Genomic DNA, 22562 nt, shown 5'->3' with positions numbered 1-22562 from the left:
TACGAGTAAGTGGGGTTCGAGATGCGAAGAGTAGTTCTTTTCGCATCCCGAAACTGCTCTTTTATCTCTTCGCCACTCGTTTACTCGCATCCCGCATCTGCCCTTAAACCATTCAACAAGGTTGATAATACACACAAACTGTGGATAATACATACGCATTAAATTTGAGCATGTTTTTAATGTTTGCTTTATAGAATCACTATTGGCTTTTCGTACCTATTTTGAGGCCATTACTAGCGGTGCACAGATAGGTCGCAGTATACAGGCATCCTATGATGCACAGATAACTACGCAGTGTGATGTCGCGGTATATCAACGGGCGGTAGCGTGCCCAAAGTGAATTAAAATGGAATCGATATCAAATTATCGCTCCTTCTACCCTCCGTTGAAGCCATTGCCAATGGTAAAGTCATTCATCATGTATCACTTGGATGTGATTACACTTTCTCAACTATGATTTGGTTAACATGAAGATTAAGAAAAATCGTCTCTTTCTTGCGTTACTCCCCACTCTACTGGTCGGCTGCACAACTCCAGGTACGCACCTTACTACCGATGACAAGAATGTAATCCTTCCCTCAGAAGAACAACAAGCTGCGGATATTTCAGATGCTGTTAACCTCTACCCATTAACGGCTCAAACGGTTTCTAGCTATAAAAGCCAAACTCAATTTATATCTCAAGCCAACCCAGCGTTAGATGTTGATATTGCAAAGTTTGAATATAAAGTGGGTATTGGGGATATTCTTAATATAACAATTTGGGATCACCCAGAACTAACCATTCCGGCAGGATCCTATCGTAGCGCAGAAGAGGCCGGTAACTGGGTTCGTGCGGATGGTACAATTTTTTATCCTTATATTGGTAATGTAGAAGTCGTCGACAAAACAGTTATTGAAATTCGACAGGAAATAGCAACTCGTCTTTCAAAGTATATTGAGAGCCCACAAGTAGAAGTGAATGTTGCGGGCTTTCGGTCACAAAAAACATACATTACAGGTGAAGTTGAAGCACCTGGGCAACAAGCAATTACTAACATACCGTTAACTTTGTTAGATGCGATTAATCGTTCTGGTGGATTGACAGAAGATGCAGATTGGCGCAACGTATCTCTGACACGTAATGGACAGCAGGAATATGTTTCACTGTATGCCCTAATGCAAAAGGGAGACTTGACTCAAAACCGATTGTTACAAATGGGTGACATTATTCATGTTCCTCGAAATGATGCTCAAAAAATATTTGTAATGGGGGAAGTTAATACACCTCAATTATTGAAGATTGATCGTGCAGGCATGAGTTTAACAGAGGCTTTAAGTAATACTGGCGGTATTGACCAATTAGCCGCTGATGCGACGGGGGTTTTTGTTATTCGTACTTCTGATGATAAGTCAGAACGTATGGCTGACATTTATCAACTTGATATGAAAGATGTATCGGCATTAGTAATTGGTACAGAGTTTGACTTAAAGCCATATGACATTGTTTATGTTACAGCAGCTCCAATTATCCGATGGAATCGTGTAATTAGCCAGCTCCTACCTACAATCTCTGGTTTTAATCAGCTGTCTGAGTCTGTGTTACGTGTTCGTGATTGGTAATTGAGATTCTCAATTGTTGGGCTTTATAGGAACTCAAAAAGTAAGTTATGTTTAATAAAATCCTCGTGGTCTGTGTCGGTAATATTTGTCGCTCTCCAGTTGGAGAGCGACTGTTACAAAAGTTGCTTCCAAACAAAGAAATAGCTTCAGCGGGTATAGCTGCTGAAAAAAGTCGTTTGATTGGAAAACCTGCTGATGAAATCGCCACTCTAGTTGCAGCGGAAAATGGTGTGAGCCTAGAAGAACACCAATCTCAACAGGTAACTCCTCAACTATGTGCCCAGTATGATTTGATATTGGTGATGGAGAAGGAGCATATGGAGGCGCTTACTCAAATATCACCAGAAGCTCGTGGTAAAACGATGCTGTTTGGACAATGGGTGGGTCAAAAAGATATTCCAGACCCATATCGTCAAAGTCGTGAAGCATTTGAATATGCTCATAACTTGATTGATGAAGCAGCACAAGCCTGGGCCAAAAAGCTATAGTTCGCTTTAAAGTAGAGTCGGTAACTTAGATACACCACTATCAATGAATCACATAAAGAGATAAAGCAAAAAGTATGTCACTTCTCTTTAAAGTACTAGTTTAGGAAGTAGTAACCTGATGACAACACAACCATCTCAGCAACCGTTTTCAAATAGCCCTGACGTAATCGACATAGGCAAATTTTTGGGTATCTTCCTAGATGCTAAGTGGTTAATTATTTTAACTACACTAGTTTTTTCGTTGTTTGGTATTGCGATAGCTCTACTTTCCACTCCTATATTTAAAGCAGACTCGTTAATTCAAATTGAACGAAAGGCCTCAGGTGGTATTTCATCAATGGTTAGTGATATGGGAGATGTGTTTGCTCAGGAATCTTCTGTGGCAGCGGAAATAGAAATTATTAAATCTCGAATGATTTTAGGCGAAACCGTAGATAAATTCAATTTGACCACGGTAACTTCACCTATATACATACCTTATATAGGGAAAGGGTTGGCACGTTTAAAGGGTGACATCAACCATATCGAAGTCAGTCGTTTCGTTCTTCCTCCACAAGCGACTGGTGCACATAAAATTCACATCTTAGATGCAGAACAAGGCACTTACCAATTGGTTGTTAATGATGAGCACGTTATCTTAAAGGGTAAAGTAGGCGAACTTTCAACGGCAGGGGGTTACAGTTTATTTGTGACGGACTTTGAATCAAAAAATGGTTTTGAGTTTGCTATTGGTAAACGCAGTCGACTTGCAGCGATAGGATGGCTAAAGAGTTCTTTGTCTTTATCAGAACAAGGCCGACAAACTGGCATGCTAAATATGAGTTTTGAAGGTGAGAATAAACGACAGATTTCTGAAATACTCAATCATATTAGTCAAACCTATTTTCTACAGAATGTTCAGCGTCATTCAGCAGAAGCAGAAAAGAGCCTCGCTTTTTTAGAGAATAATCTTCCAGGAATTAAGTCCCAATTAACTACCTATGAAGACACGCTTAATGACTATCTGCAGAAGAATGATTCCATTGATTTAGGTTTAGAAGCACAATCAACATTGAAACTAGTGGTGGGCTTAGAGGCTCAATTGAATGAGTTAACATTTAAAGAAAGTGAAATCAGCCAACGTTTTACTCAAGACCACCCTACATACAAATCTTTACTTGATAAGAGAAACATTCTTCTCAAAGAGAGAGAGCGCTTGAACGCACAGGTACAAAAGCTACCGAAAACGCAACGTGAAGTACTGCGTATGAAGCGCGATGTTGAAGTAAATCAACAAATCTACATTCAACTTTTAAATAAGGTTCAAGAACTTAATATTATCAAGGCCGGTACTGTAGGTAACGTTCGCATTCTCGATGATGCGCAAGCTTACGCGCATCCAATAAAACCGAAAAAATCGTTAATAGTCCTATTGGTAACACTGTTAGGAGGTATGTTAAGCGTAGGTTTTGTGCTAGTTAAAGCGGTGCTCCACCGTGGCGTTGAAAGCCCAGACCAAATTGAGGAAATTGGTTTACCTGTATATGCAGCAGTACCTAAGTCGGATTTGCAGTTAGAGTTAACCCACCGTTTTAAGTCAAAGAAAAAGCTAACTTCAGGTACTCAGGCATTGCTTGCAGAATCTAACCCTGCAGATCTCTCAGTAGAAGCACTTCGTGGTCTACGAACTAGCCTTCACTTTGCGATGCTTGAAGCGAGAAATAATATCCTGATGATCTCTGGTCCTGCGCCAGGTATAGGTAAGTCATTTATTTCGACTAACTTTGCCGCAGTTGCTGCTAAAACTGGTCAAAAAGTGCTGTTGATTGATGCAGATATGCGTAAAGGCTATTTACAGCAAAGCTTTGGAGTAGAATGGGATAATGGACTATCAGATATCTTGAGTAATAAAGAGTCCTTTGATTCAGTGATTAAAAAGACTGGTGTTAGTAATCTAGATCTTATAACTCGTGGGCAAGTACCACCAAACCCTTCAGAGTTATTAATGCACCCACGTTTTGCAGAGCTAATGGAATGGGTGTCTAAAGAGTATGATTTAGTAATTGTCGATACACCACCGGTTCTTGCAGTAACCGACCCAAGCATTGTTGGCTCTTTTGCTGGAACGACATTGATGGTTGCTCGTTTTGGCCAGAATACGCTTAAAGAGATTGACGTTGCTCGTAATCGTTTTGAACAGTCTAATATTGAAGTGAAAGGTGTTATCTTCAACGCTATCGAGAAGAAAGCCTCAAGTTCTTATGGATATGGTTATTATAACTACGCGTATTCAAGTGATAAGAAGTAATGAAGAAATACCGACTCTTTGAGTTGGTTTTAAAAACAAGAATAGAGATTGCCCATAAATAAGATCTCGAAGGAATAAGAAATGTCTCAGTGTGTTTAATACAACTGAGGCATTTTTGTGAGTAAATTACTCACAGAATTAAGAATTAAGAATTAAATATTGTAGGGATAAATATGACGTCCATGTTTGAAAATACTAAAGTAGCGATAATTGGCTTGGGTTATGTTGGCTTACCACTCGCTGTAGAGTTTGGTAAAAAAATACCGACCCTAGGTTTTGATATCAATCAATCTCGTGTAAAAGAGTTAAAAAGTGGTTCAGACTCTACGCTAGAATGTTCTGAAGAAGAATTGAATGAAGCAACCCTTCTTACTTACACTGCAGACCTTAATGAACTTAAAGAAGCTAATGTTTATATCGTAACGGTGCCCACTCCAATTGACGAACACAAGCAACCGGATTTAACGCCTCTTATTAAAGCTTCTGAAGCTTTAGGTACGATTGTCAGCAAAGACGACATTATTATTTACGAATCTACCGTTTACCCCGGTGCGACCGAAGAAACTTGTATTCCTGTGGTCGAGTCAGTATCTGGGTTAACCTACAATAAAGACTTCTATGCGGGCTACTCGCCAGAGCGAATCAATCCAGGTGATAAAGAACATCGTGTAACCAATATCCTCAAAGTGACCAGTGGTTCGAATGATGACATTGCCGAGTTCGTAGATCAGTTATACAAAACCATTATTACTGCAGGTACACATAAAGCATCAAGCATAAAAGTAGCAGAAGCAGCCAAGGTAATAGAGAACACTCAACGCGATGTAAATATTGCATTGATTAATGAACTTTCCATTATATTCAATAAGCTAAATATCGACACTCTAGAGGTATTAGAAGCTGCTGGGACTAAATGGAACTTCTTACCGTTCCGTCCTGGTTTAGTTGGAGGCCACTGTATTGGAGTCGATCCGTACTATTTAACACATAAAGCGCAAACTGTGGGTTATCATCCAGAAATGATCCTTGCGGGTCGTCGTTTAAACGATGGCATGGGGAAATATGTTGTGTCTGAGCTGGTGAAGAAAATGCTCAAGCAACGTATTCATGTTGAAGGAGCAAACGTACTCGTGATGGGACTTACTTTCAAAGAGAATTGCCCAGACCTACGTAATACTAAAGTAGTCGATATTGTTGCTGAACTAAAAGAATACAACATCAATGTCGATGTTATTGACCCTTGGTGCTCAAATGAAGAAGCGCAGCATGAGTACGGCTTATCGTTAACACAGCCAAAATCCAATCACTACGATGCCATAATCATGGCTGTAGGCCACAATGAGTTTAAGAAAATGGGTGCCTCAGAAATTCGTGCATTAGGGAAAGAGTCTCATGTACTTTACGATTTGAAATACGTATTGGATAAATCAGACGTAGATATGCGTTTATAGATTGATTTAGAGGAGGGAGATGTTAGTCACGTAACTGAATGATTATATCTCCTTATCTCCTTATCTCCTTAAGCAATGAATCGTTAGTAAAGAGACATCATGACTAAATATGAACAAATTAAAAGCGAACTTGTAGCCAGTCCTAAAACTTGGTTAGTAACGGGTGTTGCTGGCTTTATTGGCTCCAACCTTCTAGAAGCGTTACTAAAACTAGACCAAAAAGTGGTTGGCTTGGACAACTTTGCAACCGGTCATCAGCGTAACCTGGATGAGGTAAAAGGTTTAGTTGAAGCTAATCAATGGGATAATTTTACCTTTATAGAAGGAGACATTCGCAATTATGAAGCCTGTCAAGATGCTGTTAAAGGTGTAGATTACGTATTACATCAAGCGGCATTGGGTAGTGTACCACGCTCTATTGCCGATCCAATTACCACTAATGCGGCGAATATAACGGGTTTTCTTAATATGCTTACAGCTGCCAAAGAAGAGCAGGTAACAAGTTTTACCTATGCAGCGAGTAGCTCGACTTATGGCGACCACCCAGCGCTGCCTAAGGTTGAAGAAAATATCGGTAATCCACTATCACCTTATGCAGTAACGAAGTATGTTAATGAGCTTTATGCGAATGTTTTTGCTAGGACTTATGGCTTTAAAAGTATTGGGCTACGCTACTTTAACGTATTTGGACCAAGACAAGATCCTAATGGAGCATATGCTGCAGTAATACCTAAATGGACATCTTCTATGATTCAAGGTGAAGAAGTGTTCATTAATGGAGATGGCGAGACCAGCCGAGACTTTTGCTTTATCGATAATACAGTTCAAATGAATATTCTGGCAGCAACAGCAGATGATGATGCAAAAGATAATGTTTACAACGTAGCTTTAGGTGATAGAACCACCCTAAACGAACTTTATTTTTCTATTCAGCGAGCTCTGAATGAGCTAGATGTTCAGCATTGTGCCACACCTACTTATCGCGATTTTCGTGCGGGTGATGTAAGGCATTCGCAAGCTAATATTGCAAAAGCAAATGAAAAGCTGGGTTATGTCCCTGAGTATCGCATTCAAGATGGTATCAATAAGGCTATGCCTTGGTATAAAAAATTTATAGGCTAATGGAATGAAAATACTTGTTACTGGCGGTGCGGGATTTATCGGTTCTGCTGTGGTTCGCCATATTATCGAAAATACACAAGATAGCGTCGTGAATGTCGATTGTTTAACGTATGCAGGGAACCTAGAGTCACTCGTCTCTATTGAAAAAAATGACCGTTATGCATTTGAACAGGTAGATATTTGTAACCGTTTAGAACTAGACCGAATATTTAAAGAGCACCAGCCTAGCGCAGTAATGCATCTTGCCGCTGAATCGCATGTCGACCGTTCTATTACTGGGCCGGCAGCATTTATCGAAACTAATGTTGTTGGTACTTATACGCTGTTGGAAGCGACGAGAGCTTATTGGAACAACTTAGATGAAGAGGCTAAACGGTCGTTTCGTTTCCACCATGTATCAACAGATGAAGTGTATGGTGATTTACCGCACCCGGACGAAGTAGAAGATGTGACACAGTTGCCATTATTTACAGAAGAAACGTCGTACGAGCCTTCAAGTCCATACTCAGCCTCAAAGGCTAGTTCAGATCACTTAGTAAGAGCATGGCTCCGTACTTATGGATTACCAACTTTGGTGACTAACTGTTCAAATAACTATGGGCCTTACCATTTTCCTGAAAAGTTAATCCCACTAGTGATTCTAAACGCACTAGAAGGAAAAAAGCTGCCGATCTATGGTAAAGGTGATCAAATCCGCGATTGGTTGTACGTAGAAGATCACGCTCGTGCCCTGTACAAGGTGGTGACTGAGGGCAAGGTTGGTGAAACTTATAACATCGGTGGTCACAACGAGAAGAAAAATCTCGAAGTCGTGCACACGATTTGCGACATCCTAGATACGTTAGTACCGAAAGACTCTGCGTATGCTAAACAAATAACTTACGTCCAAGATCGTCCGGGACACGATCGACGTTATGCGATTGATTCAAGAAAAATGCAGCGAGAACTTGGTTGGATACCAGAAGAGACCTTTGAAACTGGCCTTAAGAAAACCGTCCAATGGTATTTAGATAATTCAACTTGGTGTAAAAATGTACAAGATGGGTCATACCAACGCGAGCGTTTAGGTGTTGAGGCTCTTCAAGAAGGTGAAAGCTAATGAAAGGAATTGTTCTTGCGGGCGGTTCAGGTACTCGTTTATACCCACTGACTCGTGGGGTATCAAAACAGCTATTGCCTATCTATGATAAACCTATGGTGTTTTACCCGATTTCAACATTAATGCTAGCGGGTATTAAAGATATCTTGATCATCACAACACCAGAAGATAATGCTGGCTTTAAGCGATTGTTAGGTGATGGCTCTGACTTTGGTATTAACCTTGAATATGAGATTCAGCCAAGTCCGGATGGTTTGGCACAGGCGTTTATCATTGGTGAAAAGTTCATTGGTGATGACTCAGTTTGCTTAGTATTGGGTGATAATATCTTCTACGGTCAATCATTCAGTCAGCAATTAAAGCGAGCGAGTGAGTTAACGGAGCAGGGCTTAGCAACAGTATTTGGTTATCAAGTGAAAGACCCTGAGCGTTTTGGTGTAGTTGAGTTTGATCAAAAGATGAAAGCAGTTTCAATTGAAGAAAAACCGATACAGCCGAAATCTAACTATGCGGTAACAGGTCTGTACTTCTATGATAACCGCGTTGTAGAAATGGCGAAGCAGGTGAAGCCTTCACATCGCGGTGAACTAGAAATCACAACATTAAACGAAATGTACCTTAACGATGACTCCTTAAATGTTGAATTGTTGGGGCGCGGTTTTGCGTGGCTAGATACCGGTACACATGAAAGTCTACATGAGGCTTCTTCATTCGTGCAAACGATTGAAAATGTACAAGGTTTAAAAGTAGCTTGTTTGGAAGAAATTGCTTGGCGTAACGACTGGTTAAGTGAGGAGCGAGTATTAGCTCTAGCTGAACCTATGATGAAAAATGATTACGGGCAATACCTTACTCGTTTAGTTCATGACAAGCAAGGTACAAAGTAATGCGTGTATTAATCACAGGTTGTCGTGGTCAAGTTGGATCATGTCTTACTAAAAAGCTCAGTGAATGTAACAATACAGTTGTGTTAGCGCTTGATAAAGAGCAACTCGATGTAACAAATCGTGATGCTGTTTTTGCAGCTGTTGAAGTATTTCGCCCGTCGGTGATTATTAATGCTGCAGCGCATACTGCTGTTGATAACGCAGAAGAGCAAGTTGAGTTATCATATGCAATAAATAGAGATGGTCCTAAATACCTTGCTGAAGCTGCTCAAAAAGCAAACGCTGCAATATTACACATCTCAACAGACTATGTTTTTGAAGGTAATAAAGTTGGTGAATACCTAGAAACTGATGAAACAAATCCACAAGGTGTTTATGGTGCCAGTAAACTTGCTGGTGAAACGGAAGTGGCGAAAGCATGTGAAAGGCACGTCATTATTCGAACCGCATGGGTATTTGGAGAGCATGGGAATAACTTTGTAAAAACGATGCTTCACCTTGGTGCTAGCCGAGAGGATTTAGGTATAGTGGGGGATCAGTTTGGTGGTCCTACTTATGCCGGCGATATTGCTGAAGTAATTATTAAGATTGCGCAATGTTTTGAGCAGGGTGATGAAGTTGAAAGTGGGGTCTACCATTACTCTGGACTACCTCATGTGAGTTGGTTCGAATTTGCAGAAGAAATTTTTGAACAGGCGACTAGGCAGGGAGTACTGAGTCAAAAACCTATTCTAAATAGTCTAACAACTGAACAATTTCCAACTCCAGCCAAGCGTCCGAGTAATTCTAAACTCAGTACCAACAAAATCCGAGATACATTTTATATAGACGTAAGTGATTGGTTGAAGGCGCTTCATAACATAAAGATTTATATGGAATAGTGACATGAAAGTAATTGATACGCCAATCCCAGACGTTAAAGTTATCGAACCAACAGTGTTTGGTGATGAGCGCGGTTTCTTTATGGAAACTTGGAATCAAAAGCAATTTGAAAAATTGGTAACCGGAAAGCCAACTCAGTTTGTTCAAGATAACCACTCAAAATCGAAGAAAGGTATTTTACGTGGTCTTCATTTTCAAACCCAAAACACGCAGGGTAAATTGGTACGTGTGATTTCTGGTGAAGTGTTTGATGTAGTTGTCGATATTCGTAAAGGCTCGTCAACTTACGGTCAATGGGTGGGGGAGTATCTATCCGCAGAAAATAAACGTCTATTATGGGTTCCGGAAGGTTTTGCTCATGGGTTCTATGTAACCAGTGAGGTGGCGGAGTTTGTTTATAAATGCACTAACTACTATCACCCCAAGTCTGAAGTTTCTATAAAATGGAATGACCCAACAATCGCAATAAATTGGCCCTTCACAAATCCTCCTAAACTTTCTGAAAAAGATAACCTTGGCTTAGCGTTAAGCGATATAGCTCCATTATAAAATGCATTTATGGCTCGCTCAGTTACGTTACTTGTTTAGGCTTGGGGTGATCGCCTGATTATATCAATAGGTTACTATTGCACTATAGAAAGGCTGATGCAGTTTACCCTGCTTATGAATATGAGAAAATAAAAATGATCGCTTTGAATTCACCGGTCAAACCAAACATTGGTAAGTTACAAAAGTATCTTGAATTGATAAATAGCAATGGTTGGTATACAAACTTTGGCCCACTCCACAACGAGTTAACAGTTAGGTTAGAAGAGTACTTAGGTGTAAAGAACTTACTTCTTACTAATAATGGAACCTCAGCGATTCAAGTTGCAGGGCGAGCAATTGGAAGTAAGTCTCTAATCGCAACTCCATTTAGCTTTGTGGCTACGGTAAGTGCCTTTAAGTGGCAAAAAGATGAGCTTGCTTTTGCTGACATTAACCGACACAGCTTAAACTTATGTCCTCAAGCAGTCCAGTCTGCCTTCTACAAAGGCTGTAAAGCAGACACCGTTTTGGCAACACATGTTTATGGTAACCCGTGTGATGTTGAAAGCTTTGATGCCTTGAGTAAAAAGTATTCTTTCAACACGATTTATGATGCAGCGCATGCTTTTGGTGTAAAGCTTAAAGATAAATCTGTGCTCAATTATGGGGACGCGAGTACATTAAGCTTTCATGCTACAAAAGTGTTCCATACAGTTGAAGGTGGCGCGATTGTTTTCAAAGAAAGAGAGGTGTTTGACAAAGCGAAAGAGATAATTAACTTCGGCATCAAACAAGATGAAGGTATTGTTAATATTGGTATTAATGCCAAAATGAATGAGTATCAATCTGCTGTAGGGTTAGTTAATCTTGATGAAATGGATAATATCTTAGAGCATAGGGCTGAGCTTTTTCATAATTATCGTGAAGGCCTAAAAAATATCGTACAACTACCTGAGTGGCACTCTGACGCTAATGCAAACGGCGCTTATATGCCTATTCTTTTAGAAAGTGCTGAGCAACTTCAAAAAGTGTCAAATGCTCTACAAGATAAAAATATTCAAAGTAGACATTATTTTTCTCCATCGTTAGATAAAGTCTTTGTTGATAGTTATAATTATGGGACAGCGAATAGTTACGATACATCACAAAGAATATTATGCCTTCCAATGCACGCTCATATCACACTAAGTGATATAGGTAGAATTGTAAATGTAATTAAGGAAATCGAATGAGATTAGCAGTCATGCAGCCTTACCTCTTCCCTTACTTGGGTTATTATCAATTAGTAAACTCTGCTGATAAGTTTGTGCTCTATGACGATGTTAACTATATAAAGCACGGTTATATAAATAGAAACAACATTTTGGTATCTGGTAAAGCACAGCGTTTTACGATAGCTGTTCCTGGAATGTCACCAAATAAAAAAATCTCAGAATTAAGTTACGATAATAATGTAAAAAAACTCCTTAAAACGATAGAGCAATCATATAGAAAGGCTCCAAACTTTGAAGCTGTTTTTAGCTTGGTCAGCGAAGTATTACTAGATTCTAACCGAACCATCACAAATATAGCAGGTAATAGTATTCGTGAGGTTTTTGATTATTTGGGAGTCCATAAAAAGTTTTATTTATCGTCGGAAATAGACAATGATAAATCTCTTAATGCACAAGACAGGCTAATTGAGATGGCAAAATTTTTAGAATGCGACCATTATGTAAATAGTCCAGGAGGAAGAGATTTATATTCGAAAAGTTATTTTTCAAATAATGGTGTGAATCTAAATTTTATTAATACATTACCATATTCATATAATCAAGGTGCGATAGATTTTGTGCCAAATTTATCGATGATCGATGTGCTTATGTGGAATAGTAAAGAAGATGTGTGTCGATTACTAAAAAACTACGAGTTAAAATAGTATGTGTAAAGTTGCAATTCATTCAGTACCTAGGTCTGGCTCGTCTTGGTTGGGGGAAATAGTAAACAGTTCTCCACGAACAAAATATGCATTCCAGCCATTGTTTTCATATGAGTTTAAATCTTACTTAACTGAAAGTTCCAATTTGGATGAAATAAGCTCATTCTTCTCAAAAATTTCTGTCACAAAAGATGATTTTGTAAACCAAAAATCAGATCGCGATAGTGGAAAAAAACCTCAATTTAGGAAGGATTGTAATCCTGATTGTGTGGTTTATAAGGAAGTTCGTTATCATTATATAATTGATAATTTGTTGACCCAAGATAAAGATGTGAAACTATTAGCTTTAGTAAGAAACCCTTATTCGGTTATTAATAGTTGGTACAACGCTCCTAGGGAATTTAGAAAAGACCTTGGTTGGGAGTTAAAAGATGAATTAATAAATGCTTCCCAAAAGAATCTAGGTCGTAAAGAGGAGTATTTCGGGTTACAGAAATGGTCTGAAGTGGTTTTTATGTTTAGACACCTTAAGCAGAAGTTTCCTAATAGAGTTTATATCGTTAGTTATGAAGACCTTTGCATTAATCCAGTGTCTACAACCGAGGATATATATAGTTTTTTGGAAATAGATATAACACAACAAACATATGATTTTTTAAATTCAAGAGATAATGTGGAAGGTACATATTCTGTAATTAAAAATACAGATATAAATGCACTATACTCAACATCTTTGCAGCCAGAAGTAACTAGAGAAATATCTAGTTACTTGAAAGAAGTTGGTTTGTCTGAGTTTATTAGATAGTGCTTTATGGATTATGAAAGATTTAAAAAATAAAGGGATAAAAGCGTTTGTTTGGGACTTTATTGGTAAACTAGCCACACAAGGAACAGGCTTTATCGTCACTATTTTTCTCGCTCGATTGTTGGAACCAAGTGACTTTGGGTTGATCGCAATGATAATGGTCGTTGTCGGGATAGCACAAGTCTTCGCCGATGTAGGTTTAGGGGGAGCTTTGATTCAGCGCAGGAAATTATTAGATGTTCATTATTCATCTGTTTTTTATTTTAATATATGCATAGCTCTACTTCTGACCTGTACAACATTTTTTTCGGCTGATCTTATTTCTAGTTTTTATAATAATGTTGAATTGGTAGAATTAACACAAGCTATAAGTGTTATTTTTATCATAAATGCATGCAGTAGTGTGCAAGCTATTCGGCTAAGAAAACAATTAAATTACCCTTTATTGACTAAAGCTAGCTTTAAATCGTCATTACTGAGTGGTTTTTTAGGTGTCACATTGGCGTTTAATGACTTTGGAGTGTGGAGTTTAGTTGCTCAGGTTCTTTCTCAAGGCGTGTTTTTCAATTTATGCCTTTGGACAACTTGTAAATGGCGTCCTAGTTTCCAATTCTCATTGAAAGCTCTAAAGCAGCTGTGGACTTTTGGTTTTAGAATGTTCTTGGCTAGTTTACTTGATTCTGTATTCACGAGGCTAGATTATGTTATTATTGGGAAACTATTTTCTATAAGCACTCTTGGGTATTTTCAAAGAGCAAAGCAGCTAAATTCTCTTGTTATTCAATATTCTTCTGGTAGCTTAATGTCTGTGATGTTTCCTATCCTTAGTAAGGTTCAAAACGACCTCCATAAGTTTAGGAGCATAATAATAAAAACACTCAATATATTGTGCTTTGTGGTATTTTTACTGATCGGCAGTGTATATGTTATATCCGAGGAATTGATCGTACTATTGTTCTCTGAAAAGTGGCTTCCTTCAGTAAAATATCTGGAATTACTTCTTATTAGTAGTTTTGTATACCCACTTAGTGCTTTGCTGGTAAACGTGTTAAGTAGTAGAGGTAATTCTGGTGATTTTTTGAAATTAGAAGTACTGAAAAAGTCTGTGCACGTATTAAACTTTATTAACGCATATTTGAATGGAATAGAAGCTTACTTGTATGGGTTGGTATTAGTTGGTTGTCTAAATATTGGTATGAATGTTATTTTTGCAGGGAAGGAACTAAATACTAATTCGTTTTTGTTTTTCAGCCCCATAATTACGCAAATGAGTATTGGGTTTATTTCAGTGTTAGTGACTCTCCAATTAAGTTTTCACTTAGCTGTTGAAGGAACTTTAACGCTACCAATAAAGTTGGCAATTTTTAATATTCTATATTTTGGCTTGAGTTTTATGCTTAGATCTAAACCTAGCCTAGAATTTAAACGAGTTCTGTATCCAATCATAAAAGAGAAAGTTGAACGTTGAAATGTTAGATATAACGAGTCAGAAGTTAGAAAGTCAAGAAGATATAATGTCATTTTGGGATAACAAGGACGAGGTCTGCGTTAGTATTATTTGCGCTACTTATAATCAAGAAAATTATATACAGGATGCTATAGTTGGGTTCTTGATGCAAAAAACAAACTTTAGATTTGAAATAGTAATCCATGATGACGCATCAACGGATAATACCGCTAATATTGTTAAAAGCTATCAAAAAAGATACCCGGATATTATTAAACCAATTTTTCAAAAAGAGAATCAGTACTCCAAAGGGGGGTTTAAACCTCTTCGATATGCATCAAGATTTGCAAGGTCAAAATATTTGGCGTTGTGTGAAGGTGATGATTTTTGGGTGAATAAAAATAAGTTGCAAGTACAGTATGACGAGTTGGAGAGTAATCCTCAAGTAAAGATGTGTTTTCATCCTGCTTACGAACTTTATCCTAATGGAAGCATAGTTAAATCAGCAGTATATGCAAACAAAAAGAGAACTTTCTCTACCGAAGAAGTCATAAAAATTGGAGGAGGATTTAGTCCAACAGCATCGGTTTTTGTTAGGAAAGATGTGTTTGGACAGTTGAATGAGCTATTTCAAGCTTTGGTTGTGGGAGATTACTATAATCAAATATTGTCATCTATCCCTAATGGGGTCATTTACCTGCCAGTGCCCATGTCGGTCTATCGACGCTTAGCTCTAAACTCTTTTACAAATGAAAATACAAAAGATGTTGAAACATCACTAAATTTTCATCGAAAAGTTCTCGATTCCAATAATAACTTTAATCAAGTTGCACTAGGTGGTAAATATGAAAAAGAGTTTAGAATGTATGAAAGCTATCTATTATTTGGCCTTCTCATAAAAAAAGATCATTTCTACCCATTCTTTAAAGAATTTTATAAAACCATATTCACTAAACAATTTTTTATGGTGTCTTTTAAGTTGCTTAAGATAAAGATAGTCAAGAAAATTTCCAAGAAAAAATATAGTTATAGTGTGGGTGACTGAATATGTGGATAATGGCAAAATTGTTCTCTTTTATTAGGCTTGTCTATAAGAAGTTAGTATCAAAGGTGTCATATATAAAATGCAAATACTTTATGAATTCTGTCTCTATAGGAAATAATGTTACTTTTGGTTCTAAATGTTATATATCATGTACTGACGGTGGTAGCTTAACTATAGATGACAATGTCTCAATTTGTGATAACGTCAAAATAGTTGTTCAGGGCGGACATGTAATAATAGGAAGTGATGTACATATTGGTGATGGTTGTATAATTACTTCTAAAGAAGGTATCTGTATAGGTGCTGAATCGCTGATTGCTGAATATGTAGTAATTCGAGACCAGGATCATTCACTTGACTGTAGACCTATTCGAAAATCTGGGTTTAAAACAGGTATGATAGTTATCGGTAAAGATGTTTGGATTGGTGCTAAATCAAGTATACTCAGAAACTGTAACATTGGTAATGCTGCAGTAGTAGGCGCTCATTCATTGATTCGCTCTGATATTCCAGAATACACATTGGCAGTAGGAGTTCCTGCGAAAGTAATTAAACATATTAAATAAATCGCTTGGTAGTATATTGCCTTTATTTAGTTATAGTTTTGTCATGACTTGTGGTTTCTTTCTAATTTAAGAGAACTAGTGTGCAGAAAAAAATTTTATTATTATTGCCAGATTTATCCGCTGGAGGAGCTGAACGAATTAATTTAGACTTGGCGTATGAGTTTAAACGAATTGGCTTTAACGTAGAAATCGTGTTGAAAATGTCAAAAGGGGTTTTGTTATTAGATGCTTTAAAAGATTTTGACGTTATTAACCTAAATGTAACTTCAGATATTAAATTTATTTTTAAACTTTCTTCTTATATTAATAGAAGTAAGCCAGATGCCATTATTGCTTCGATGTGGGGCTTAACTGCGTTTACTGCATTCTCGAAATTAATCAATCGGAATAAGTTTAAGTTGCTTTTAATTGAACATAGCTCGTTAGTAAGTCAATTTAAAAATGCAAGCTTTAAAACTAGGTTTTGGTTGAAAGTTAGCACATTCTTAGCATACAGGATAGCTGATGAAGTAGCTGGCGTCTCTTCTGGGGTTTGTTCTGATATGAAGCGTGTCTCGCATCTGAATAAATTGCCAACAACGTTATATAATCCCATTCCGTTATTTAATATCGAGGACTCAAGCACGCCAGCTATAAAATACCCATCTACCACTATTATTGCTGCTGGAAGGTTGATTGACGCTAAAGATTACCCTACGTTGTTACGAGCAATTTCTATTGTGAATGAAGAGCTAGATGTAACATTAATTATTTTAGGTGAGGGGCCTCTTCGTGCCCAATTGCAATCAATGGTCAACGACTATAATCTAGAGAAAGCAGTTCATTTTAAGGGGTTTGTTAATACACCGAGAGAGTACTTCGCTAATGCAGATTTGTTTGTACTCTCATCAAAGCGTGAAGGATTTGGAAATGTAATTGTCGAGGCGCTTGGTTGTGGGACCCCTGTAGTAGCAACAGATTGCAATTATGGACCATCCGAAATTTTATCTGATGGAAAATTCGGTAAGTTAGTGCCGGTAGGTGATGAGAAAAAATTAGCCGATGCTATTATTTGTTCATTGGCATCAGAGCATGAACAAAACAAGCTTATTGAAAGGGCAAAATATTTTGCTCCCGATGTTGTAGTAAAACGATACCTTGATGTATTAGGGTTTAATTAATAATGAAGCCATCAACACTATATTTGTCCTACACTGGATTACTCGAACCACTTGGGCGTTCTCAAATTCTTGCTTATTTATCTAGGTTAAGTGAAAATTACTCTATTACTCTTGTGAGCTTTGAAAAAAGAAGCGACTTTGAAAAAAAATCAGATGTTCAAGAGTTAAAGCGTGAGTGTATTGAACTTGGAATTATTTGGAAACCTAGAATATACCACCATAGACCTCGCTTGTTAGCTACTATCTGGGACTTAACTATTCTATTTTGGGATACATTTCGCTTTACTTCAAGTAACAAAGTAAAACTAGTTCATTGCCGTAGTTACATCCCAGCCATTGCGGCTTGGTTAGTTGGAAAAATAACGCGAACACCATTTATTTTTGATATGAGAGCGTTATGGCCAGAAGAGATGATTGATGCAGGTAGACTGAAAAGAAAATCAGTGGTTTATAAAACATTAAAATACTTAGAACGTAAGCTGTTAATCAACTCTGCTTCAAACATCAGTTTAACTAATGTAGCTGTCCCCTACCTTGTAAATACTATTCCACATTTATCAAAAGATAAATTTACTGTAATACCGACTTGTGTCGATCTTGTTCGTTTTGATTCGTCGTTTAACACTGGCGGGCATCATTCGAACTCTAAACTTGGAACGATGGGTACTGTTATTAGTGGATGGTATCATTTGGATTGGTTGTTTAAAACATTAAAAATTTCGGAAAATATATTTACCCAATCTGAATTTAAAGTCGTAACACGCGATGAACAGCACAAGTTAAATCATTTTGCTAATAGTTATAATCTATCATGTTTTTCTGTTGAGCAGTGTTCAGCAAATGAGGTACAAAGTTCAATTGATGAATTAAAATTTGGTATTTTGTATTTCACAGCTGGTATAAGTAAAATAGGTTCAGCTCCAACGCGTATGGCCGAATTTTTAGCATGCGGGAAACCTATTCTTGGAAACCGAGGAGTAGGAGATATGGCAGATTTAATTGAAAAATATAATGTTGGTGTTGTTATTGAAGATGGTAGCGATGAAGAGATCACGCGAGGCTTGAAGTTGATGTATGATTTCTTACTAGAACCTGACTATCCTGAACGTTGCAGAAAAGCAGCAGTCGAACTGTTTTCTGCCGATGTCGGAGCAGAAAAATACCATCGCGTGTATGAGAAATGCATTAAATGAAAACGATCTTATTGTTATCTAAATACACTCGCAAGGGGGCGAGTACACGGCTTCGAACCATGCAGTATTTTAATGCTCTTGAGCAAGCAGGCTTTACGATTCGACAGCAAGCGTTGTTTAGTGATGATTACCTGACTCGATTATATAATAAAGAAAAAGTTCCCAAGTTTATGCTTGTTAAGTTTTTTTTGCTTCGAATTTTTACGCTGTTTAGCATCAAAACATATGATGTAATTTGGGTAGAATATGAGTTTATACCATACTTTCCTGCTTGGTTTGAACGAGTTATAAAATTATTAGGTGTAAAGTATGTTGTCGACTACGATGATGCTATATTTCACAATTACGACTTATCTTCGAATAAAGCTGTCCGGCGCTTACTTCGTAATAAGATAGATAAAGTCATGGAAAATGCCGCAGTGGTAGTGGTAGGTAATGACTATCTTGCTAGTCGTGCAATTACGGCGGGAGCAAAAAGGATTGTAGAAGTACCTACAGTAATCGATCTAAACCGCTATCCTGAAATGCATTTGAACGAAAGTGATAGCCTAGTGATTGGTTGGATAGGTTCCCCTTCCACTCAAAAATATGTTGTTCAATGTGCTGATGTGTTTGTCGAGTTATCTAGGAAACATAATTTTACGCTCAGAGTTGTAGGTGCAAGCAAAGACATTGTAGGCCAGCTTTCTGATATTAAAGTTGAAATTCTTTCATGGGAAGAAGAAAAAGAAGTCGATTATATACGTAGTTTTGATGTTGGTATCATGCCACTAGATGATGGTCCTTGGGAGAAGGGTAAATGTGGCTATAAATTAATTCAATATATGGCTTGCAGTGTGCCTGTTGTTGCTTCTCCTGTAGGTGTCAACTCCGCTATTGTCGAGGGCAGTGAATGCGGTTTATTGGCGAGTAATCATAATGAATTTATTGCATCTTTGGATCGTCTATTAACAGATCATGAACTCCGCATGACTATGGGAAAGGCCGGCCGCAAGGCTGTTGAAAACCGATACTCTGTACAAGCGCAATCAAGCACGCTTATTACTCTTTTTGATTCTATTTCAGGTAACAATAAATAATTATGTGTGGTTTTACCGGATTCATCTCTTTCAACTCTCAAAGTAGGGACTTTCTTGATCGTACGATCAAAAGCATGAACGCACAGCTGATTCATCGTGGACCAGATAGTGATGGTTTTTGGTGTTCGGAGAAAGATGGGTTAGCTTTTGGTCATAGGCGTCTAGCTATTCAAGATTTGTCACCGGCAGGTCACCAGCCAATGATTTCGAACAGTGGCCGCTATATAATGGTGTTTAATGGTGAGGTATATAACCATTTAGAATTGCGAGAGCAGTTTCCTGATGAAGTTTGGTGTGGACACTCTGATACTGAAACGATTTTAGTTTGTATAGATGCTTGGGGGTTTGAAAAAACGTTAAAGCACCTGACTGGCATGTTCGCTATTGCGCTATGGGATGTAGAACAAGAAAAGTTGCTTTTAGCAAGAGATAGGCTAGGTGAAAAGCCACTATTTTACACCAATCAAAATGGCAGCTTGATTTTTGCTTCAGAGCTTAAGGCACTTAAGCAACATCCTGCTTTTCAACCCGAAATAAACCGCGATGTATTGTGCTTATATATGCGTCATAATTGCGTTCCAGCGCCGTACTGTATCTACAAACATACCTTTAAGTTAATGCCCGGTAGGTTTTTAACGATTGATTCTAAGCTCTCAATTGTTGAGTCACAGTACTGGTCTGCTGAAGATGTGGTAAACAAAGGTTTAGAAAATCATTTTTCTGGAACTGCACAACAAGCTGTCGATAAGTTGGATGAAGTGTTGACGATGGCAGTTAATCGACAAGTGATTTCAGATGTTCCATTAGGGGCGTTTTTATCTGGTGGTGTCGATTCTACAAGCATTGTGGCTTTGATGCAGGCAAATACCAATAAGCCTGTAAAAACATTTACTATGGGTTTTGATAATAAAGCTTATAACGAGGCTGAACATGCCAAGGTTGTTGCTAAACATTTAGGAACAGAGCATACGGAAATGTATGTAAGCCCACGAGACGCTCTCGATTGTATTCCTGAGCTTCACAATGTTTATGATGAGCCCTTTGCAGACTCTTCACAAATACCGACCTTTTTAGTTTCTAAGTTAGCTAAGCAATATGTAACTGTTGCGCTATCAGGTGATGGCGGTGATGAACTATTTGCAGGTTATAACCGCCATCAGCTTGCCCATACAATGTGGCCTAGAGTTAGTTCGTTGCCATTTGCAATTCGAACGTTATTGTCCACTGGAATAAGTAGTTTTTCTCCCCAGCGGCTCGATGGGTTGAACAGTGTTTTACCGAAATCAAAAAAAATGCGTCAGTTGGGCGATAAGCTACATAAAGCAGCCGCGGTACTGGAAGCTCAAGGCTCTAAAGATTTATACTTGGGGTTAGTTTCTCAATGGAAGGCGCCTGAAGAATTAGTATTACTAGGTAAGGAACCAAAGTCAGTTATTACCCAAAATGACCTGTTTGAAAGCTTGAGTGCACCAGAGATGATGATGGCTTTGGATATGATGACTTATATGAGTGATGACATTCTCACTAAAGTTGATAGGGCGGCAATGGCAGTATCATTAGAAACTCGAGTACCGATGCTTGATCACTCAGTTGTAGAATTTGCATGGTCGTTGCCGTTTGATATCAAACTTAGGCAAGGTGTGACAAAGTGGCCCCTACGAGAGGTACTATATAGATATGTGCCTAAAGAGTTAATTGAGAGGCCAAAAATGGGCTTTGCACTTCCTCTAGATACATGGCTAAGAACATCATTAAGAGAGTGGGTAGAGGGATTAATTGATCCGGTAAGATTGCAACGCGAAGGTTATTTAAATGAACCAATGGTTACAAAACTTTGGCAAGAACACTTAACCAAGAAGTATAACCATACAGCACAGTTATGGTGTGTTCTAATGTTTCAGCAATGGCTTGAAGCTGAAGGTGTATAAATGCTAGCGTATTGGACATTATTTTTTTTAGTGGCTGCCTTTGCTGTTGCTGAGCCAAGACGCACGGAAGGTTATAATTATTCGGGCAAACGTTTACCGGTTGTCTGGGTAATTGTACCTGCTGTCATTACTTTTTTAGTAGGCTTTCGAGTGGAAGTTGGAGGGGATTGGTATGCTTATCTTGATTATTTGGAAAGAATCCATGGGTTATCACTACAAGAGGTACTCTCACTAGGAGACCCGGGTTATCAGTTGCTTAACTATATCGCCAGTGCTGTAGGTGGCGGGATATATACTGTTAATTTACTCTGTGGTTTCTTTTTTAGCCTTGGTTTAATGGTATTTTGTAAGAATTTGCCAAGACCAATGCTTGCGATAGTCACGGCTATTCCTTACATGACTATTGTGTTGGCAATGGGCTATTCACGCCAAGCAACAGCATTGGGCTTTGGAATGATCGCTCTTAACGCATTAATACACAAATCTACTTTTCGGTTTTCTATCTGGATTATTGTTGCAGCGTTATTTCATAAATCGGCAGTGTTGCTGATTCCTGTAGCTGCACTGATATCTTCAAAGAGCCGAATGTTAAGTGTTTTATGGATCACCATTGCTGCAGTAGGAGCTTATATTATCTTGTTACAAGATAGCGTTGATGCGCTTTATGCCAACTACGTAGAAGCAGAATATCAGTCCCAAGGTGCATTAATTAGAGTTTTTATGTGTGTCGTGCCGAGTGTGATTTTTTTATATTACCGTAATTTATTTAACATGCTTGTTAAAGAAAAACAGATATGGGGTTGGTTTTCATATGCTTCATTAATTTCGTTTGCCATTCTTTTTCTAACATCTGCCAGTACCGCGGTAGATCGTGTCGCGCTATACTTATTACCATTACAATTGGTTGTTTTCGCCCATTTGCCTGAAGTTTTAGGAAATCCTAATAAGGCGAATAAACAATGGGTATTGCTTATTTGTAGTTATTATTGCTTAGTTTTGTTCGTGTGGCTTTTCTTTGCAGGGCATAGTTTTGCCTGGTTACCGTATCAGTTTTATCCATTTACCTTGTTGTAGTT

Annotated in this window: 20 protein-coding genes; all 20 read left to right on the top strand. The window is 38.1% G+C overall.

What is annotated here, in order from left to right; all coding sequences use genetic code 11:
• Positions 1 to 467 precede the first annotated feature (467 nt).
• The 20 genes from KI655_RS10545 (at position 468) to KI655_RS10450 (ending at position 22560) form a co-directional block, all read left to right on the top strand.
• Positions 468 to 1601: a polysaccharide export protein gene (locus KI655_RS10545; RefSeq protein ID WP_285404497.1), complete on the top strand. Its 1134-nt coding sequence runs from the start codon at positions 468 to 470 to the stop codon at positions 1599 to 1601.
• Positions 1602 to 1648: 47 nt separating this feature from the next.
• The gene (locus KI655_RS10540) at positions 1649 to 2089 is read left to right on the top strand and encodes a low molecular weight protein-tyrosine-phosphatase (protein WP_285404496.1); all 441 of its coding nucleotides are present in this window, start codon (positions 1649 to 1651) and stop codon (positions 2087 to 2089) included.
• A gap of 118 nt (positions 2090 to 2207) precedes the next feature.
• On the top strand, positions 2208 to 4376 hold the full coding sequence (locus KI655_RS10535) for a polysaccharide biosynthesis tyrosine autokinase (RefSeq protein WP_285404494.1): 2169 nt from the start codon (positions 2208 to 2210) through the stop codon (positions 4374 to 4376).
• 173 nt (positions 4377 to 4549) lie between these two features.
• On the top strand, positions 4550 to 5827 hold the full coding sequence (gene tviB / locus KI655_RS10530) for a Vi polysaccharide biosynthesis UDP-N-acetylglucosamine C-6 dehydrogenase TviB (protein WP_285404492.1): 1278 nt from the start codon (positions 4550 to 4552) through the stop codon (positions 5825 to 5827).
• A 99-nt stretch (positions 5828 to 5926) separates the two neighbouring features.
• Positions 5927 to 6949, top strand: a complete 1023-nt coding sequence (locus tag KI655_RS10525; RefSeq protein WP_285404490.1) for an NAD-dependent epimerase/dehydratase family protein — start codon at positions 5927 to 5929, stop codon at positions 6947 to 6949.
• Positions 6950 to 6953: 4 nt separating this feature from the next.
• Positions 6954 to 8048: a dTDP-glucose 4,6-dehydratase gene (rfbB, locus tag KI655_RS10520; RefSeq protein WP_285404488.1), complete on the top strand. Its 1095-nt coding sequence runs from the start codon at positions 6954 to 6956 to the stop codon at positions 8046 to 8048.
• Entirely contained in the window at positions 8048 to 8935 is an 888-nt protein-coding gene (gene rfbA, locus KI655_RS10515) for a glucose-1-phosphate thymidylyltransferase RfbA (protein ID WP_285404486.1), read from the top strand. Before rfbB ends, rfbA begins: the two co-directional genes overlap by 1 nt.
• Complete coding sequence (gene rfbD / locus KI655_RS10510) at positions 8935 to 9816, top strand: dTDP-4-dehydrorhamnose reductase (protein WP_285404484.1); 882 nt, start codon at positions 8935 to 8937, stop codon at positions 9814 to 9816. Before rfbA ends, rfbD begins: the two co-directional genes overlap by 1 nt.
• Before the next feature lie 4 nt (positions 9817 to 9820).
• Positions 9821 to 10366 carry a dTDP-4-dehydrorhamnose 3,5-epimerase gene (gene rfbC, locus KI655_RS10505; RefSeq protein WP_285404482.1) on the top strand — a complete coding sequence of 182 codons (546 nt, stop codon included), beginning with the start codon at positions 9821 to 9823 and terminating at the stop codon, positions 10364 to 10366.
• 77 nt (positions 10367 to 10443) lie between these two features.
• Positions 10444 to 11577 carry a DegT/DnrJ/EryC1/StrS family aminotransferase gene (locus KI655_RS10500; protein ID WP_285404481.1) on the top strand — a complete coding sequence of 378 codons (1134 nt, stop codon included), beginning with the start codon at positions 10444 to 10446 and terminating at the stop codon, positions 11575 to 11577.
• Positions 11574 to 12263 carry a WbqC family protein gene (locus tag KI655_RS10495; protein WP_285404480.1) on the top strand — a complete coding sequence of 230 codons (690 nt, stop codon included), beginning with the start codon at positions 11574 to 11576 and terminating at the stop codon, positions 12261 to 12263. Before KI655_RS10500 ends, KI655_RS10495 begins: the two co-directional genes overlap by 4 nt.
• A gap of 1 nt (position 12264) precedes the next feature.
• Entirely contained in the window at positions 12265 to 13068 is an 804-nt protein-coding gene (locus tag KI655_RS10490; protein WP_285404479.1) for a sulfotransferase domain-containing protein, read from the top strand.
• A gap of 13 nt (positions 13069 to 13081) precedes the next feature.
• Positions 13082 to 14536 carry a lipopolysaccharide biosynthesis protein gene (locus KI655_RS10485; protein WP_285404478.1) on the top strand — a complete coding sequence of 485 codons (1455 nt, stop codon included), beginning with the start codon at positions 13082 to 13084 and terminating at the stop codon, positions 14534 to 14536.
• A 1-nt stretch (position 14537) separates the two neighbouring features.
• Positions 14538 to 15560: a glycosyltransferase gene (locus KI655_RS10480; RefSeq protein ID WP_285404476.1), complete on the top strand. Its 1023-nt coding sequence runs from the start codon at positions 14538 to 14540 to the stop codon at positions 15558 to 15560.
• A 92-nt stretch (positions 15561 to 15652) separates the two neighbouring features.
• Complete coding sequence (locus KI655_RS10475) at positions 15653 to 16126, top strand: hypothetical protein (protein ID WP_285404474.1); 474 nt, start codon at positions 15653 to 15655, stop codon at positions 16124 to 16126.
• 80 nt (positions 16127 to 16206) lie between these two features.
• The gene (locus tag KI655_RS10470; protein ID WP_285404472.1) at positions 16207 to 17286 is read left to right on the top strand and encodes a glycosyltransferase; all 1080 of its coding nucleotides are present in this window, start codon (positions 16207 to 16209) and stop codon (positions 17284 to 17286) included.
• Positions 17287 to 17288: 2 nt separating this feature from the next.
• Positions 17289 to 18479, top strand: coding sequence for a hypothetical protein (locus KI655_RS10465; protein WP_285404470.1), 1191 nt, complete (start codon positions 17289 to 17291; stop codon positions 18477 to 18479).
• Positions 18476 to 19558 carry a glycosyltransferase family 4 protein gene (locus KI655_RS10460; RefSeq protein ID WP_285404468.1) on the top strand — a complete coding sequence of 361 codons (1083 nt, stop codon included), beginning with the start codon at positions 18476 to 18478 and terminating at the stop codon, positions 19556 to 19558. Before KI655_RS10465 ends, KI655_RS10460 begins: the two co-directional genes overlap by 4 nt.
• Before the next feature lie 2 nt (positions 19559 to 19560).
• The gene (asnB, locus tag KI655_RS10455; protein ID WP_285404466.1) at positions 19561 to 21486 is read left to right on the top strand and encodes an asparagine synthase (glutamine-hydrolyzing); all 1926 of its coding nucleotides are present in this window, start codon (positions 19561 to 19563) and stop codon (positions 21484 to 21486) included.
• Positions 21487 to 22560 (top strand): EpsG family protein, encoded by a 1074-nt coding sequence (locus KI655_RS10450; protein ID WP_285404465.1) that lies wholly within the window; start codon positions 21487 to 21489, stop codon positions 22558 to 22560.
• The last annotated feature ends 2 nt before the right edge of the window (positions 22561 to 22562 follow it).

This window comes from Vibrio sp. D404a (assembly GCF_030248535.1).
GTDB lineage: Bacteria > Pseudomonadota > Gammaproteobacteria > Enterobacterales > Vibrionaceae > Vibrio.
Note: the sequence above shows the minus strand (reverse complement) of the source record. Positions and strands in the feature narration are given on the sequence as shown.